Origin of the sequence: Glaciecola sp. 2405UD65-10 (genome assembly GCF_048820975.1) — a bacterium.
GTDB lineage: Bacteria > Pseudomonadota > Gammaproteobacteria > Enterobacterales > Alteromonadaceae > Glaciecola.
In genome coordinates this window covers 114,534-131,636 of sequence record NZ_JBMEUF010000001.1, presented here as the reverse complement: position 1 = coordinate 131,636, position 17,103 = coordinate 114,534, and the positions used below count along the sequence as shown (strand labels likewise).

Here is a 17,103-nt window from a genome sequence, read left to right as displayed (position 1 = left end):
CTCTGCCTGAAATTAGTTAAGATTGTGCAAAGCGCTGCCTAACGCTACTTGCAACTCAATTCTATTAGTAAAAAGACTGCTCGTGATTTGTATCAGCGAACTTTGTGCATCTACCGCGCGCGTTTGTGCTTCAAGAACCGTGGTGTAGGTGACTAAACCTTTTTGATATTGCTCAAATGATAGCTCTTGTGCTGCAAGTGCATTGGCTCTGGCTTCACGTTGATATTCGTATCGCTCGGTGAGGCTTTTTTCTTGAAATAAGGCATTTTCAACGGCTAAAAAAGTAGCGCGTAGTTCATTTAAGTAATCTAGCTCAAATTGTTGTGCACTTAACTTGGCTATTTCTACGTTATTTTTTAGCTTACCCGCATTAAAAATTGGGGTAACAATACTGCCAACTAATGACCAAACTGTGTCAGACGATAACAAGTCACTTAAGTCTTCTGACGCCTTCCCAATAGACGCGTTTATTTGTGCACTTGGAAAACGTAACTTGTGAGCAACAGCAATTTGTTCGTTTGCAGCAAGCAATTCAAGCCATTCAAGCTTAAGCGACGGATTATGTTTGGTGAGCTGCGATGGCAAGCCTAAATATACAGAATCATTTAAATAAGGGATGCTGCCACTAAAAGCTAACGCGCCTTTGGGATAAAACCCAATAAGGTTTTCAAGCTGGCGAATTAACTGTTGTTGTAAATTAAGTTGTTGAGAAACGGTAGCTAAATCCGAATTTAACTCGTTTCGCGCTAAATACACGTCTAAGGCACTATTTAGGCCTTGTTTGTATCCGGTATCAATAATATCTAAGTTTTGCTGAGAATTTTTAGCGCGCTCATTAAACAGCTCGTACAATTGCTTAGCTTCAATAGTTTGTATGTACAAAGTAATAACCTGCGCCACAACGCTTTGTTTTGTTTTTTCTAACTCAGCTTGTGTCGACAAATACGTAAAGGCTTCTACTTTTTCTTGAGACTTTAATTTACCCCAAATATCTAACTCATAACTGGCTGATAAATCAAGAGATTGAGAACTCGAAAGTGCACTACTTCCTTGTTGCCGGCTACTTGAAAAATCAAGAGATAGACTAGGCCATAGCTCCGCTTGGGCGTTATTTAACGCTTTTTCTTGTGCGCTAACTGATAAAGCTTGTTTTTGAATACTGATATTGTGGGCAAGGGCTTGGGCAATTAATTCAGTTAAATTACCGCTTTGCTCGGAACTTAAATAGGCAGAATACCAATCATCAATACTCAGTAATTCTGAAGGATTATTACTGCTATTGGCCCATTGAGCAGGTATATCGTCTAAGATTTCCGGCTCACTTGCTTGATACGTAGCTTGGCAGGCACTTAAACTTGCCCATAAAAATAAGTAGGTTAAACGGCGCACGATGTCTCCAAAAGTTAAGACGAAAGTATACTGTTTTTGTTGGTGAGTGAAACTGCTTTTACACAAACTTTACACAAGCAAAATCAAAGCGCTGGTGGTTCATCAAGCACGGTATTCTTTAACGTGACTAACGCGTCTAACTGACGATTAATGTACTGCGTAAAACTCGGCTAAGCCAGCCAAAATATTAGTCGTGGCAACCGCAGAAAGTATTAGCCCCATCACTCGGCTTATTACGCTGGCACCGCTACTACCCACCACTTTATTAATAAGCCCCGCAAGTAGCATCAATATATAGGCTAATAACAACACGCCTATCATCACCATGGCGGTTTGCGCCTGTTCCCATATGGTAAATACAGAGTTTTTAGTTAATAACACAGCTGCTAACATGGCGCCTGGGCTTGCAATTGACGGAACGGCTAAAGGAAAGATAGCCGTTTCTCGGTGGGAGTTTTGCAGCATTCGTATTTCTTCATCTGGCTTACTGTCCCCAAAAATCATATTAAGGGCAAACAAAAATAACACTATACCGCCAGAGATTTGAAATGCCGGTAATGGAATAGACAGCGCATTTAGTACTATTTCACCCACTACTAAGAAAAACAATAAAATAAACGCGGATGTTATGGTGGCAATAAGTGCAACGCGACGCCTTGTTTTAGCATCAAATTGCTCGGTCACTGCTATAAAGACTGGAATGGTTCCAATAGGGTCAATTACAGCGAAAAAGGTAATGAAAACGGCAACGTAGTCTATCATTCAGGCAATATTCCTTAATAGGCAGTAAACTCTTGGCTAGGCACTATAAAGAGTAGCAATTTTACGCGCAATATACATCACTCTTTCGCACACATTTGTTTTGCACCACCATACATCCCCATTATCGAACGATGCAATTCACTTTTAGTGATTAAAAGTGCGAAAGCTGTAATAAAGCGTGCATAAATTGCGCAAGTTCTCCACATTTACTTTGTACATTATTTGATATGCTAACAATGTGTAATGGTGATAGGAATGAGGTGTAAATAGGATTTACGAGGAAGAGACCGTAATACCTTGCACGTGATGTTACTTATTTAAACCTAAACCTAAGGATACACTTATGATTGATTCAATCAGCGGCGGGAGCTTTAGACCACCCCCTCCTCCAAATGCAAATAGCAGTGCAAGTTTAAGTGAAGATCAAGCATCTTTAATTTCCGAAACACTCGCGAATTACGATGCTGATAATTTATCAGAATCAGATGCAACTAGTATTGTTGAAGCGTTTGCCGAAGCAGGCATTAGTCCAAATGTTGCTTTTCAAGATGCACTGGCCGAATCGGGCTTTGATGCCAAAGAAATTGGTGACTTAGCCGGTGTAGGTAAAGGCGGCCAAGGCGGTCAACCCCCTCCGCCACCAAGTGATTCTTCAGCTAGCAGCGATTTCGACTTATCGTCAATTGTTGATTACCTTGACGAATTGTCTGATAGTAGCAGTACTAGTAGCTCAAGCTTAACGGCATCATTGGCCGAAAAGTTCGGTTTGTCTGAAGGGCAATCTTTGATAAACGTAACCGCATAAATAACGCGCTAACATTTTTGCTACGTGTTATTTAGTCAAAGCGATACTTGCTTGAGTATCGCTTTTTATATCCAATAAGCGCCCACCTCGTTCTGACTTATACTTTATTATCACTATCTTTAATTGCTCCCATACTTGTGTTTTTCCATGTTTGTCTACATATCAGCTGTGTTCTTTTAATGAATTCAAACAAGGTAGTTTATGGAAAACCTCGATAACTTATTTACCCCCGTAACATTAGGCAATCTTAGCCTTAAAAATAGAATTGTTATGGCACCAATGACGCGCACCTACTCCCCAGGCAATGTTCCTAACGACTTAAATATAGAATATTACAAACGCCGTGCTGAGGGTGATGTTGGCCTTATAATTACCGAAGGCACGTGTATTGGCCACAAAGCTGCGTCAGGTTATGACAACGTGCCGTTCATTGCCGGCGAAAAACCGTTAGCCGGCTGGAAGAAGGTAGTAGATGCTGTTCACGCGGCGGGTGGAAAAATTGCCCCACAGTTGTGGCATGTAGGTGCCATTCGTAAACCCGGTATAGAGCCAGGCGGTGATACCCCAGGCTATGGTCCATCAGGTATGGCTATTCCAGGCAAAGTGACCGGCCACGAAATGACAAAAGAAGACATCAAAGAAGTAGTAGATGCCTTTGCTCAAGCTGCCTTAGACTCTAAAAACATTGGTTTTGATGCAATTGAATTACACGGTGCTCACGGATACTTGATTGATCAGTTCTTCTGGGAAGGTACAAATCAGCGTACCGACGAATACGGCGGTGACTTAGCTGGGCGTTCACGTTTCGCCATTGAAATTATTGAAGCGGTGCGCGCTGCAGTGGGCCCTGATTTCCCTATTATATTCCGCTGGTCACAATGGAAACAACAAGATTACACTGCGAAATTGGTCAATACGCCAGAAGAATTAGCGCCATTCGTACAAGCCCTTTCAGATGCAGGCGTTGACATTTTCCACTGTTCACAGCGCCGTTTCTGGGAGCCAGAGTTTGAAGGCAGTGATTTAAATCTTGCCGGTTGGGTGAAGAAGCTAACGAATAAGCCAGCGATTACCGTAGGAAGTGTAGGTTTAAGCCAAGACTTCTTGCCAGAAGACGGCACCAGTAATTTCAAAGATGCTGAAACTGAAAACCTTGATAACTTAATTGAACGAATTAATGATGAAGAGTTTGATTTAGTAGCTGTTGGCCGTGCGCTTATTTCTAATCCTGATTGGGTGAAACAAGTACAAGCGGGTAATTTTGAAAAACTTGAAGCCTTTGATAAAGCGCATCTTGCTAAATTAGTATAGCGCGTTGCTGTAAGAAGCCTTTTGGTATAAAGCTTAAGCCCTGCCGCAGAGTACACTTTGCGACAGGGCTTTTTTCATCTACTAATTCACACTCAACTCGTGGCTAAATTGCGAAGCACATAATGCAATATGCCACCATGCTGGTAGTAATCCCATTCACTCTCGGTATCTACTCTAACATCTACCTCAAATGATGTACTTTCCCCCCCAGTGCTTAGCGCCTCAACACTTAGCGTGTCAGGCTTGTTATTTAACGCACTGAAACTAAATGTTTCTGTACCATCCAAGCCAAGGCTGTCAGCACTATCACCCTGTTTGAATTGCAGCGGCAATACACCAAAGCCCACTAAGTTTGAACGATGTATACGTTCGTAACTTTGTGCAATTACCACTTCAATGCCCAGTAATTTAGTTCCTTTAGCGGCCCAATCTCGGCTTGAACCAGTACCGTACTCTTTACCCGCTAACACAATTAAGGGGGTTTTCTGTTCTTGATAGCGCATAGCCGCATCATAAATACTGGTTACTTCATCGTCTATAAAACAGCGCGTAAACCCGCCTTCTGTGTTGGGAGCTAATTGGTTTCTTAGCCGTGTATTGGCGAAGGTACCACGCATCATCACTTCATGATTGCCACGCCTTGAACCCAAACTATTAAAGTCACTCACCTTAACGCCTTGCTTTTGTAAATACAGTCCTACTGTGCTGTCGGCTTGAATAGCGCCTGCTGGTGAAATATGGTCAGTGGTAATTGAGTCGCCCACTTTCACCAAGCAACGGGCATTCTTAATACTGGGTAAATCGGCCACATCGCGCGTAATATTGCTAAAAAACGGTGGGTTTTTAACATATGTTGAGTCAGGCCAGCTATAACTTTTACCTTCTGGCACAGGCAACTCTTGCCACTGCTTAGTGCCTTCAAATACATCTTGGTATTTACTTTGATACATTTCAGCTGAAAGTGAACTTGCTATTAAGTCACTAACCTCTTTAGCACTTGGCCAAATGTCATCTAAAAATACAGGTTTGCCATCACTTGTGTGCCCTAGCGGCTCTTTGCTTAAATCTTTCGCCATAGTGCCGGCCAAAGCATAAGCCACTACCAATGGCGGTGATGCTAAGTAGTTAGCGCGGGTATCTTGATGTATGCGCCCTTCAAAATTTCGATTGCCTGACAACACCGAGCAAGCGGTGAGCTTTCCTTCTTTTATTGCTCCACTAACCACATCGGGTAAAGGGCCAGAATTACCTATGCAGGTAGTACAACCGAAACCTACTACATCAAAGCCTAAGTCAGCTAAATCATCAAGTAATCCCGCTTTTTCTAAATAAGCTGGCACCACTTGTGAACCTGGCGCTAAGGATGTTTTCACCCAAGGCTTCACGCTTAAGCCCTTTTGTTTGGCTTTTTGTGCCACTAAGCCAGCAGCAATCATTACCGCCGGATTTGATGTATTCGTACACGATGTAATAGCCGCTATCACCACATCACCATGCTGTAAATGATGGCTTTCGCCATTAATATTAATTTCAACGGCGCCCTTAGGTGGTTCAGCGCCAATAGCGGTTGAGCCACCTTCATCGGCAAAACGGCTTAGCATTTCGTTATTAAGCTCAACACCTTGTAACTCCATTAAATCATAAAATGATTTCTTGGCATCACTTAACGCAATTTTATCTTGCGGGCGTTTAGGCCCGGCAATGCTGGGCACCACATCAGATAAATCAAGTTGTAGAGTATCGGTATAAGTGGCCGGAGCCTCTCCGTCTTCTCGCCAAATACCTTGCGCCTTAGCGTAAGATTCAACTATATCAATCTGCGCCGCGTCGCGGCCACTCAGGCGCATATAATTTAATGTTTCATCATCAATAGGAAATATGCCGCACGTAGCACCATACTCAGGCGCCATGTTCGCTATGGTGGCTCGGTCAGCTAAGGGAAGATTGGCAAGTCCGTCACCATAAAATTCAACAAACTTTCCTACCACGCCTTTTTCACGCAGCATCTTAGTCACGGTTAGCACTAAGTCAGTCGCTGTTGCGCCCTCATTTAAAGCGCCTTTTAGTTCAAAGCCCACTACCTCAGGTAAAAGCATGCTAATAGGTTGCCCTAACATGGCCGCTTCGGCTTCTATCCCGCCTACGCCCCAACCCAGTACGCCAAGGCCGTTTATCATGGTTGTGTGTGAGTCGGTTCCCACAAGCGTATCGGGCACTAGTTCTTGGGTGTCGCCTTTCTCTTTGGTCATGACCACATGGGCTAAATATTCTAGATTGACTTGATGCACAATGCCCGTGCCTGGTGGAACCACTCTAAAGTTAGAAAATGCTTTTTGGCCCCAGCGTAGAAATTTATAGCGCTCTTCATTGCGCTCAAACTCAATAGCAGTATTCTTACCTAGCGCGTCTTCAGTACCAAAGAAATCGACCATAACAGAATGGTCAATGACCAAATCTACAGGCACTAAAGGGTTAATTTGTTCGGCATCGCCGTCTAGTTTGATCATAGCATCGCGCATGGCAGCTAAATCAACAATGGCAGGTACACCTGTAAAATCTTGAAGCACCACTCTGGCTGGGGTAAAGGCAACCTGTTGCTCAGATTTTATGCTTGCGTCCCAATCACACAAAGCTTGAATATCACCATTATCTACATGGTGGCCATCTTCGTTGCGTAGTAAATTTTCCAGCAGTATTTTCATGCTGTAGGGAAGTTTTGAAATAGCATCCTGATTGGGTAAACGAGTAATGTCGTAAATGGTAAAGCTTGTTCCGTTTACCTCTAAATCACGTTTTGTATCAAAGCTGTTTTGACTCATTCTATACTCCTTGTGTTGTAAGCGCTGAGCGGCAGTGGTGCTCAAGCTCACGCTTCTGGCGTGTTGAATTACGTCATATTAGACTTTCACCTAATGACTTCTATTTTGTAAAGTAAAAATTACAATCAAGATCACATATTTTGATAAAACTTATTCGCTTTGCTTAGCCTGAATAGCGGTTAATGCAATGGTATACACTATGTCATCTACCAATGCACCGCGGCTTAAATCATTAACCGGCTTGCGCATACCTTGCAGCATAGGGCCAATACAAACCAAATCAAAGCTACGTTGAACCGCTTTGTAAGTAGTATTTCCTGTGTTTAAGTCAGGAAATACAAATACATTGGCTTTGCCCGCAACGGGGCTATCAGGCGCCTTGCTTCGCCCCACACTTTCAATGGCGGCAGCATCATATTGTAAGGGCCCATCAATTAATAAATCGGGGCGTAGCTTTTGCGCAATCTTTGTGGCTTCACGCACCTTTTCAACGTCACTGCCCGCGCCTGATGTACCTGTAGAATAACTAATCATCGCTACACGCGGCTCAATGCCAAACATTTTAGCTGAATTGGCTGATTGAATGGCAATATCAGCAAGTTCTTGAGCGTTAGGATCAGGGTTTATAGCACAGTCACCATAAACTAATACTTGATCAGGCAATAACATAAAAAATACAGAAGAAACCAAAGACGCATTTTCTGCGGTTTTGATTAACTGCAATGCTGGGCGAATAGTATTGGCAGTGGTATTTACAGCCCCCGACACCAAGCCATCTACATCACCTTGTTTAAGCATCATTGTGCCTAAGGTGACTTTGTCATCCAGTAATTCCCGCGCAATAACTTCACTTACGCCCTTATGGCCTCGCAGAGAAACAAGTTCAGCCACGTATTGTTCTTTTACATCACTAGGCTCTACAATTTCAACGTTTTCACCTAATTCTACACCTTGCTGCTGCGCTACTCTTAGTATTTCATCTTTGTTACCAAGTAAAACCGGATGGGCAATCCCGCGTTTAGCACAAATTGATGCCGCAACAACCGTTCTAGGCTCATTGCCCTCGGGTAATACAATACGCTTGTTGGCTTCACGTGCGCGTGTGGTTAACGCAAACCTAAAGGCTGATGGCGAAAATTTTTGCTGGCGAGTCACTTTTTTAGTCAGTGATGAAAGCCAATCTACATTAATATTTTCAGCACCATGAGCCATCAATTTTTCTATGCGCTGGCTGTCATCAACCGGCACTTCTTGATTAAACGCATGCAGTTTTTGAGCGGTTTGCCATGTATTAGTATTTACCAACATTACTGGCAAGCCGGTTTCCATTGCTTGGCTACCTAAACGCTGAATATTTTCATCAGGCATGTTGCCGCCAGTGAGTAATAATGCGCCCAATTTTGTGCCATTTAACGCAGCTAAACAGCTTGAAACAAACACATCACTTCTGTCGCCCGAAAACACCAGCAAAGCGCCAGGTTTTAAGGTGTGTGTCATGTTGTGAATTTCGCGTGCACATAAGGTCACGCTTCTTAAGCGCCGCTGCTCAATATCACCTTCATTTACAATATGTGCATTTAAATGCTTAGCGATATCAATGACGCGTGGTGACACCAATTCAGGATTCCAAGTAATACAGCCCAACATCTTAAGGTGTTTCTTAAAAATAGGTAAAGCGCTTAGCGCTGCTAACCTTTCTTCATCTAATTGAGGCACCTCGCCATCAGCTATATCTATGCTAAGTTGGCCATGTTCATCAAATGGCGCGTTGACTTTATTAAAAATACAGCCAACCACTTTTTTACTTTTGTGGCCGCCATAAGCATCTACCACTATTTCTAGCCTATGATTAATGTCTACCGTGTCATCATTGCCAGGAACGCATACGAACACTAAATCGGCATCAAGAGCTCGGCTTATTTCTAAATTCAATCGCTCAGCATAAGGATGATGCCGCGTTGTCACCAAGCCTTCAATAATGGTCACTGCGTCTTGTTCTTGGTACTGCTCAAAGCGTTCAATAATGCCTTCTAACAAGTCGTCCATGTTGTCGTTACTGATCATCCGTTCTACGGCTGAGTGTGTAAAAGCGGGGATAGGTTTAACGCTACAATGATGGGAAATAATAGCCGTTGAGCGTTCAACGCCTGTATCGCCTTTGCGCGGTTGCGCCACCGGCTTATAAAAATTGAGTTTAATGGCTTGTTCTTCAAGTGCGCGTACTAATCCCATACTAACCGTGGTTAAACCTACACTGGTTCCCACTGGGATTAACATAATTCGACGTGACATAAATTCTCCGGCGCTTAAGCGAAAGTAAGGGCTTGGGCAGCAATGACCCACTCTTCATTGGTGGCAACTACAAATACGGGCTTAGAAGAACACTCATGCGCAATATTACCACCTGTGCCAAAGCGCTTAGCTAAGTTTTCATCATTGTTAATGCTAAAACCTAAATGAGCAAAATATGCCATGGTAGTACTTCTAATATACGACGAATTTTCGCCAATTCCGCCGGTAAATACGATGGCATCCAGCGACGGCACTACAATCAAATATGACGCAATATATTTTGCTAAGCGGTAGCAAAATACTTCTAAGGCTAGCTTTGCACCTTCATGGCCATTTTGCGCAGCCTCTTCCAGGGTTCTGCAATCATTGCTCAATTCTGATAAACCCAGTAAGCCTGATTGTTTATTCAATAGGTCATTGATTTCACTGACTGACTTACCTAATTTGGCTTGTAATGTGCCGGGTAAGCTTGGGTCTATGTCGCCACAGCGGGTTCCCATCACTAAGCCTTCTAATGGTGTAAACCCCATACTGGTATCATGAGCAATGCCTTTTTCAATTGCTGCTACGCTGCAACCGTTCCCCAAATGCGCACTAATGATGCTGGTTTCGCTTACTGGCTTATTTAGTAAACTAGCACTGCTGTCTAAAATAAACTGGTGGCTAGTACCGTGAAACCCATAGCTACGAATACCATGTTCTTCGTATAGCTTTTTAGGTAAGGCATATAAGTAAGCGCGCTGTGGAACTTGTTGAAAGAAAGAGGTATCAAATACAGCAACGTGAGGTAAGTCTGGATATGCCGCTTGGGCGGTAGTAATGCCTTTTAAATTAGCCATATTATGCAAGGGCGACATGCTAGCATAATCTTCTATGGCAGCTAACACGCTGTTATCAACCAATGCGGCTTCTTTAAAACGCTCTCCGCCATGAACGACCCGGTGCCCTACCGCAACAGGTTTTTCACCTGTACTAGCAATAACATCTTGAATGGCTTTTAAGGCTTGTGCATGATTTGCGTTTGCTACCAAATCACCTTGTTGCTTTTTACCTTGGGTTTTAAACGTCATGCACGAATCGGCATTCCCTAAGTTTTCGGCTAAGCCAGTTAAACTTGCTTCGCCGGTTTTAGCGTCAATAATGGCGAACTTAACTGAAGAACTACCGCAGTTTAAAACAACAACATTTTTTTTCATGTATATACTTTTGTAATAGGCTGAAATTTAAGGCATACGCTTACTAATAAACTAAGGTTGTAGCAATTACAGGCAAGCAGTACTCGTTTTTTGAGCTTAGCATTTTGGCATGCGTAAATACAGGCTTGCTAAGTGGTTTAGCAACACCAATACTTTATACTTTAATAGCGTAACTTTTCGCCCAATAAAGTCCTAAAGCAGATAGTGTAATGCCATCGCTTATTTTGCCTTGTGCTACATAATTGTGAATTTCGACTTTAGGAATAAAGCACAATTCGCTTACTTCGTCGTCATTTACTGCTTGACGGAGCTGCTGAGCTGCCTCAATCAAAAACACAGGAATGGTGGAAGAAAGAATAGCTGAGTTTGGGCAAACCACACCTAAGGGTTTAAGATCAGAAACATCCAGTGAATAGCCGGTTTCCTCAAACAACTCACGCATAGCGCATAGTTGGCTAGTTTCGCCACTATTACCATAGCCCCTAGGCGCTTCAATAAATGCTTTACCATGAGCGGGACGATACACCTTAACAAATACAAATTGCTCATCAACAATCGCCAGTATTACTGCGCCGTTATCAGAGCCGTTCTCGCTTAAATAATGGTATTTACCGTTTTTAACTATTTTAAACCACGGGTTTTCATACTCAATACTCATTTAACTTCCAAACCTATTTTTCTTTTCATTACGTCGTACATGCCAAACCAATTTTTTCTTGAAAGGTACTTCTCACCTTTATCTGAAAATTTATCTTCAATATAACCTAAGGCTTCATCGGTAAGAAATTTAGCAATTTCGCCGCTGCCAAAGCTCGTAATAAATTCAAATACTTTTAAGGGATATTCAATATATTGAATTTCATTTCTAAACGATTTGAACACAACACTTGAATCAAGCAGAATTTCAGGCACATTATTGATGACTTTAATATCATCTTGCAGAAAGCCCTCACCTTCAATCGCAAATAGTGAATTATATGAAGGGTCAATCACTTCTGACTTAAACCGATTTGAATCAAGGCTACTTGTTTTTGCAAAATAATTGTCAATAAACTCGTACCACTGAGAGCGAGACACAACATTTTCTAACTGCTTAACAAACAGTAACCTTTCACCGTCAGAATGAAAATACGTACCTATCGCATCATCGCTTTCGATTTTTTTCACTATTTCATTTTTTAAAGAGTGCTTTTGGATTTCTATGTTTTCAATAATCGGCGATATTTGATTTAAGGTTTTTTGTGTTGTGCTTAAGCGATGGAGAATTTGGTCACGTTGAAAGTTGTTAAGTGAGCTTTTTTTGGGGCTACCGGGCAAGCTTGATACAATGTAATCATCAGGTAAGCGTTCAAAATGATCAGGTAAAGACAGTTCGCCATAAAGGTTAAACCCCCTAATTACAAAACTTTCACATCCTTCTTCTTGTAAATATTTGAGCACATTTTTACGGCTCAACAATAAGTGTAAATCAATATTGTCGACAAGGTATTGGGCGTTAAAACAACACCTTTGCCAAACACTAAACCTGTCAGAAAGCGTTTTCGAAGCTCGTTAGTATTTAATTTTCGAACCGAATCGCAATTTGACAATAACAATTTTTCTTTAAACAGCATATATCACCCACTATCCGTATGAATTGATTCAATATGTACAACGATTGATGGTGAGCTTAGCATCAATCAGCAAAGGGTAAAATTAAATTACAATAAATTGCTAAATGGGATTTTGGAGCTTGGGTGTATGAACAGGAAACAATGTATAACAACTTTCATACAACTGACACATACTTGAAATAGTATAAGAAATCCGATGCAAAGTGAGTGGCTATGCAATAGTTCATCATATGAAGCCTAATAGTCGATAACCATTATGACACCAAAAACTACATTTTTTGCCTCTATACCAAAGCTCAGATCATATGTACAAACGCGTACACAAAATAATGAACTGACCGATGATGTTGTACAAGAAACGATGCTGAGAACTTTTCGCAGCAGAGAAGTTGAGCATCTTCAAAATCCATTAGCCTACATGTTAACGGTATCTAAAACCGTGTTGTTTGATCATTGGAAGTCAAAGCATAAAACCGAAACTGACTACGAACTTGACGCCATTGTAGATAAAAGCGCCAGTATTGAAGATGTATATTTACAACAGGAAAAAATTCGAATTTTAGGTGAGGTCTTAGCCAACATGCCAGCCCTTAGAAAGAAAGTATTTAAGATGCGCCGTATTGATGGCAAAAGCAGAGAGGATATTGCTAATGAGTTACAAATATCGGTAGAGGCGGTTAAAAAGCATATTAATCGCGCTATGATTGAGCTAACAAAATGCGCAGACAAGCATGACTGGACATTTTAATGCAGTTTTGTCCCCTTTTTTGTTTGATATACGTTTTAAGTATATTAGCTTTTGACTTACATTAGAGAAGAACTAATGAAACCAGATATACTGGAACAAGCAGCAAATTGGCTTGATCAAGAAGATGAACTCACAAGCGCAGAAAAATCTGAACTTAACGCTTGGCTAGCAAATCCTGAGCACATGGCTGCATATAAGAAAATGCAAGGTTTGTTAAACTCAGATGCTTTATCTGATGCTTTGCAACAATCAAGTGACTCCACGGTTGTATGCTTAGAGCAAACTAGAAAAAAACACGTGTCAGTGGCAATGGCCGCATCGCTTACCTTCGTTTGTATATTGGCTTATATCCTGATGCCTTATGGCAATGAATATAGCGAGCCACGCCAAACTACAGCAAGCACCTCTCATATATATGAGGTAGAACTAAGCTCACCTATTGCTGAACGTAAATCAAGCGTGCTTGACGATGGCAGCCAAGTACACTTAAATGCCAATAGCGCGTTAAGTGTATCGCAAACGAAAAACAAACGATTTGCAGTGCTTGAGCAAGGGCAAGTATTTTTTGATATAGCGCCCGACGAAAATAGGCCTTTTATAATTAACACGGGTAATGCAGAAATAACGGTGTTAGGCACTTCATTTGATGTTAAACGCACGCCCCAGCATACAACGGTAAGTGTGTATGAAGGAACGGTTAACGTTAAGGCCGACAAAAAAGTTACCTTAACAAAAGGCCATAGTATTAAGGTGCAGGCGGGTAAAATAGTGAATGTTAGCGAGCAAACATTCGATATACTCCCGCTATGGCGCGCAGGCTGGCTAGAGGTTGATAACACACCTATTGATGAAGTCATTGCTCAATTTCAAGCTTATTTAGATAAGAAGGTCGTATTTGATGAGCGCTTATCAGGTTTGCTGATAAATGGTAGATTTGCATTAGACAGGCCCGAAGAGTCACTTATGCTTATTTCAAACACGAATCAACTTGAGTTCGTAAATGAAACACAGCGTATTGTTATTCAAGCTAAAAATTAGCACTACTCATAACTAATTATTGCAAACACGGTTGCAGGCCTCTCAAATTGAAAGCTAAACCTAAGCTTTTTAGCATAACAAACTTTTTGACCAAAACAGCTTCGTATTCCTATTTACTGACGCTTGCTTTATTGGTGCTGTTTAGTGCCGCTAGTTTTTCAGCTTCATTAAATGAATCACGTTATATCAACCTTAAGAATAAGCCATTGGCTGACGTTGCCAAGCAATTTTCAGTGTTATTCAACACCCCTATTTCTGTGAGTTCCCAACTTACTAAATCTTCCCTAATTGTAAATATTGAAGGAGAATACACCTTAAATAATGCCTTAGCATTTATATTTAAAGGTACTAAGGTGAGCTACGAAATATCATCACTGGGTGTCATAATAAAGCCCCGAAATGTTATAAACACTCATAACAATACGCGCGCAATCGATGAAGTCGTGGTAACGGGCATTCGCGGGGCATTAAAACGCGCTAGAGATATCAAATACCGTACAACACAAATATCAGATGCTATTGCTAGTGAAGATATGGGCGAGTACTCAGATATAAATATTGCAGAGTCGTTGCAAACCATACCAGGGGTAACTATTACACGTGAGGCCGGCGAAGGCCGTCAATTGTCGTTGCGAGGTACTCTACCAGATTTCACTCAAGTGACTTTAAATGGTATGCCAGTGCTTGCCAATAACGATTCCCCCATGGACAGCAGAGAGCAAAAACAACGCGATCGATCATTTGATTTTAATATTTTCTCCTCTGAGCTGTTTAATCAAGCACAAGTTCTAAAGGCCTACTCAGCTGATCAAGTATCTGGAGGCTTGGCTGGTACCGTTGCGCTAAACACCACCAAACCGTTTGATCAACCTGGCTTTAATTTTACATTTTCACCTCAAATTGGCCTTAATCAATACACCAACACCCTTGCCCATCGTTTCACTGGCTTAATATCAAACACGTGGGACAACTGGGGATCTTTAATATCACTCTCATATGGCAAAAGAAATGCTGAGGAGCGTGGCGTTAATACTTTTAGGTGGCGTGAAATTGCATTGCCGCCAAGTGCTCTGACCTTGTTACCCAGCACACTACAATCACGCTTAGCAAGCGGCGAAATAACAATGCCACGAGGCAATCGCAATTCCGTATGGCGAAGCTCACAAAGCCGTTTAGGCTTAAGCTTTGCTTTGCAATTTAAAGATGAAAATACTTCTGTAACATTTGACGCCCTTCACGCACTATTAGACTCAAACAGAACAGAATTCCATTTGTATCCACGTGGCGATCAATCAAGCCCAATTATACTTGGTGAAACGCAGGTACTCGATGCTGAAATAAATACCGCCAATGAATTAGTGTACGGCAAGTATCAAGATGCCCGAGCAGCCACTGAAAGCCGGGCGCAGTTATCGCAAACAGATTACAACCAAGTGGTATTAAATGCACACACAGCCATAAACAAGCGCCTAAATATGACGCTAGTTGTGGGCCTTGAACAGTCTGATTTTGATATTCCTTTGAGTAATAAAATTTATACTAAAGGCAAAAGTGACCTTGAAGTAGACTACCGGCCTGACCGTTTCTTTGCCAATATACGTTACAACAATGACCTGCTATCAGCTGACATGTGGCAGATGCAAGAAATTGACTTAGAAGAATATTTTGCACAAACGCGCTATCAACATGCAGAATTAGCATTTACATATAACTACTCCCCATCTTTTTCGGGTAAGTGGGGGATAGAATATACATATTTTAGTAATGCTAGCACCAGTTTGTTTCAAGCTGATTTATTGGAAGACAACTGGGCGGCATATGCAAATGGAATACCTGCAGGTGAACCTGATGAAACGGGTATTATTAGCGTTGATAATAACCTACCCGTTCACTTAGCTAATCCGCTTTTTGCTCATCCAAATGCTAATTGGTTAACGTTAAGCACCAACACTGCTATGCAATATTTTGGCATTAACCCGTTTAACTTATCCCTTAATTCACAAGATATTACCCAGCTTTTCAGTCAAACAGCTGAAACTAAACACTCCTCATTTGTTCTATTCTCATGGACAAGTGCCACTCTTGATGCTGAACTTGGCTTGCGTTATCAACAAGAGCAAGTAGATACTACTTACCGCCTAAGCTCAGGTACTTTGACACCATATCAAACACATAGCACGCTTCTGCCCAGTGTGAATGTATCGTGGGAGTTTGAGCCTAATTGGCTGATTCGTGCCGGGGCGTCTCGTAACACCGCTAGACCATTGCTATCAGACTTATCTAGCCCGCCGGTATACCTACAAGATACTCAAACCGTTCTTGGTCTTAACTACTCTTTAGCCCCTTACATTGCTAATAATTTGGATGTGTCCTTAGAAGGTTATATTAATGACAACACGCTATTTTCGTTTTCAGCTTTTTATAAAAAAATATCTAATTTTGTTGCGCCAAGAGCTAAATTAATAGAATTTGGTGATACAGCATTACCGAATATATGGCCCGAGAACGATTTACAATCGAACACCATCGTTAGGCTTGTGACAAAAAGTAATCATGAATCGGCCTCGCTAAATGGTATTGAAACAATGCTGACTTACAAATTGTCTAATTTACCCGCTCCTTGGAATAATATTGGAATAGCTGGGCAATATACATTTACAAACGGCAAAACTAACTATTACAACGAACTTAGCGGTAAGATATTGTTTAGCAAAGCGTTTCCATATTTATCAAAACAAACCGCCTCGGTAACACTCTATTATGAAACCGATTTACTCACAGCTCGAATGGTCGCCACGTATCGCGACAAATACATTCAAACTGTTAACAGCCAAACTTTACTAGATGAAGACGAAAATGGTTTTCATGCCACCTTGTACCTTGATGCGAGTTTTTCGTACCAATTTAATCCTAACTGGCAATTTAAAATAAAAGCACAAAACCTAACGAACCAAAGAGAAGAGCAATACAGCGATTCAGCCGACAGGCCGTATAATTCAGTTACGAGTGGGCGTACTTTTTATATGGGTTTAACTTACCAGTATTAGACACAAAATTAGCATTTGAAATAATAAAAAGGCCAGCAAAAGTGCTGGCCTTTAAGCGCTGATAAATGCTCATCCAGGCGAGC

General features: G+C 41.6%; 12 protein-coding genes. 5 read left to right on the top strand and 7 right to left on the bottom strand.

Translation table 11 applies throughout. The features are described 5' to 3' along the window. Positions 1 to 12: 12 nt before the first annotated feature. Positions 13 to 1,389 carry a TolC family protein gene (locus tag ACOI22_RS00660; RefSeq protein ID WP_420669181.1) on the bottom strand — a complete coding sequence of 459 codons (1,377 nt, stop codon included), beginning with the start codon at positions 1,387 to 1,389 and terminating at the stop codon, positions 13 to 15. A 147-nt stretch (positions 1,390 to 1,536) separates the two neighbouring features. Then, entirely contained in the window at positions 1,537 to 2,151 is a 615-nt protein-coding gene (locus ACOI22_RS00655; RefSeq protein ID WP_420669179.1) for a MarC family protein, read from the bottom strand. A gap of 343 nt (positions 2,152 to 2,494) precedes the next feature. Between ACOI22_RS00655 and ACOI22_RS00650 the strand changes: the two genes are divergently transcribed. Further along, the gene (locus ACOI22_RS00650; protein ID WP_420669177.1) at positions 2,495 to 2,956 is read left to right on the top strand and encodes a hypothetical protein; all 462 of its coding nucleotides are present in this window, start codon (positions 2,495 to 2,497) and stop codon (positions 2,954 to 2,956) included. Between the two features lie 201 nt (positions 2,957 to 3,157). Continuing rightward, positions 3,158 to 4,267 carry an NADH:flavin oxidoreductase gene (locus tag ACOI22_RS00645; RefSeq protein ID WP_420669175.1) on the top strand — a complete coding sequence of 370 codons (1,110 nt, stop codon included), beginning with the start codon at positions 3,158 to 3,160 and terminating at the stop codon, positions 4,265 to 4,267. 92 nt (positions 4,268 to 4,359) lie between these two features. On the opposite strand, the gene acnA is transcribed toward ACOI22_RS00645, so the two are convergent. The 5 genes from acnA to ACOI22_RS00620 all read right to left on the bottom strand — a co-directional run bounded on the left by acnA (position 4,360) and on the right by ACOI22_RS00620 (position 12,014). After that, positions 4,360 to 7,086, bottom strand: a complete 2,727-nt coding sequence (acnA, locus tag ACOI22_RS00640) for an aconitate hydratase AcnA (protein WP_420669173.1) — start codon at positions 7,084 to 7,086, stop codon at positions 4,360 to 4,362. Positions 7,087 to 7,236: 150 nt separating this feature from the next. Continuing rightward, on the bottom strand, positions 7,237 to 9,378 hold the full coding sequence (gene pta / locus ACOI22_RS00635) for a phosphate acetyltransferase (protein ID WP_420669171.1): 2,142 nt from the start codon (positions 9,376 to 9,378) through the stop codon (positions 7,237 to 7,239). A gap of 14 nt (positions 9,379 to 9,392) precedes the next feature. Beyond that, positions 9,393 to 10,574, bottom strand: a complete 1,182-nt coding sequence (locus ACOI22_RS00630; protein WP_420669169.1) for an acetate kinase — start codon at positions 10,572 to 10,574, stop codon at positions 9,393 to 9,395. Between the two features lie 154 nt (positions 10,575 to 10,728). Beyond that, positions 10,729 to 11,232 (bottom strand): NUDIX hydrolase, encoded by a 504-nt coding sequence (locus ACOI22_RS00625; protein WP_420669167.1) that lies wholly within the window; start codon positions 11,230 to 11,232, stop codon positions 10,729 to 10,731. Then, positions 11,229 to 12,014 (bottom strand): hypothetical protein, encoded by a 786-nt coding sequence (locus tag ACOI22_RS00620; RefSeq protein ID WP_420669165.1) that lies wholly within the window; start codon positions 12,012 to 12,014, stop codon positions 11,229 to 11,231. Before ACOI22_RS00620 ends, ACOI22_RS00625 begins: the two co-directional genes overlap by 4 nt. Before the next feature lie 429 nt (positions 12,015 to 12,443). Here ACOI22_RS00620 and ACOI22_RS00615 point away from each other — a divergent pair, with 429 nt between their 5' ends. The 3 genes from ACOI22_RS00615 to ACOI22_RS00605 all read left to right on the top strand — a co-directional run bounded on the left by ACOI22_RS00615 (position 12,444) and on the right by ACOI22_RS00605 (position 17,020). After that, the gene (locus tag ACOI22_RS00615) at positions 12,444 to 12,935 is read left to right on the top strand and encodes an RNA polymerase sigma factor (protein WP_420669163.1); all 492 of its coding nucleotides are present in this window, start codon (positions 12,444 to 12,446) and stop codon (positions 12,933 to 12,935) included. Between the two features lie 75 nt (positions 12,936 to 13,010). Then, positions 13,011 to 13,973, top strand: coding sequence for a FecR family protein (locus ACOI22_RS00610; protein ID WP_420669161.1), 963 nt, complete (start codon positions 13,011 to 13,013; stop codon positions 13,971 to 13,973). An 86-nt stretch (positions 13,974 to 14,059) separates the two neighbouring features. After that, positions 14,060 to 17,020, top strand: coding sequence for a TonB-dependent receptor (locus ACOI22_RS00605; RefSeq protein ID WP_420669159.1), 2,961 nt, complete (start codon positions 14,060 to 14,062; stop codon positions 17,018 to 17,020). The last annotated feature ends 83 nt before the right edge of the window (positions 17,021 to 17,103 follow it).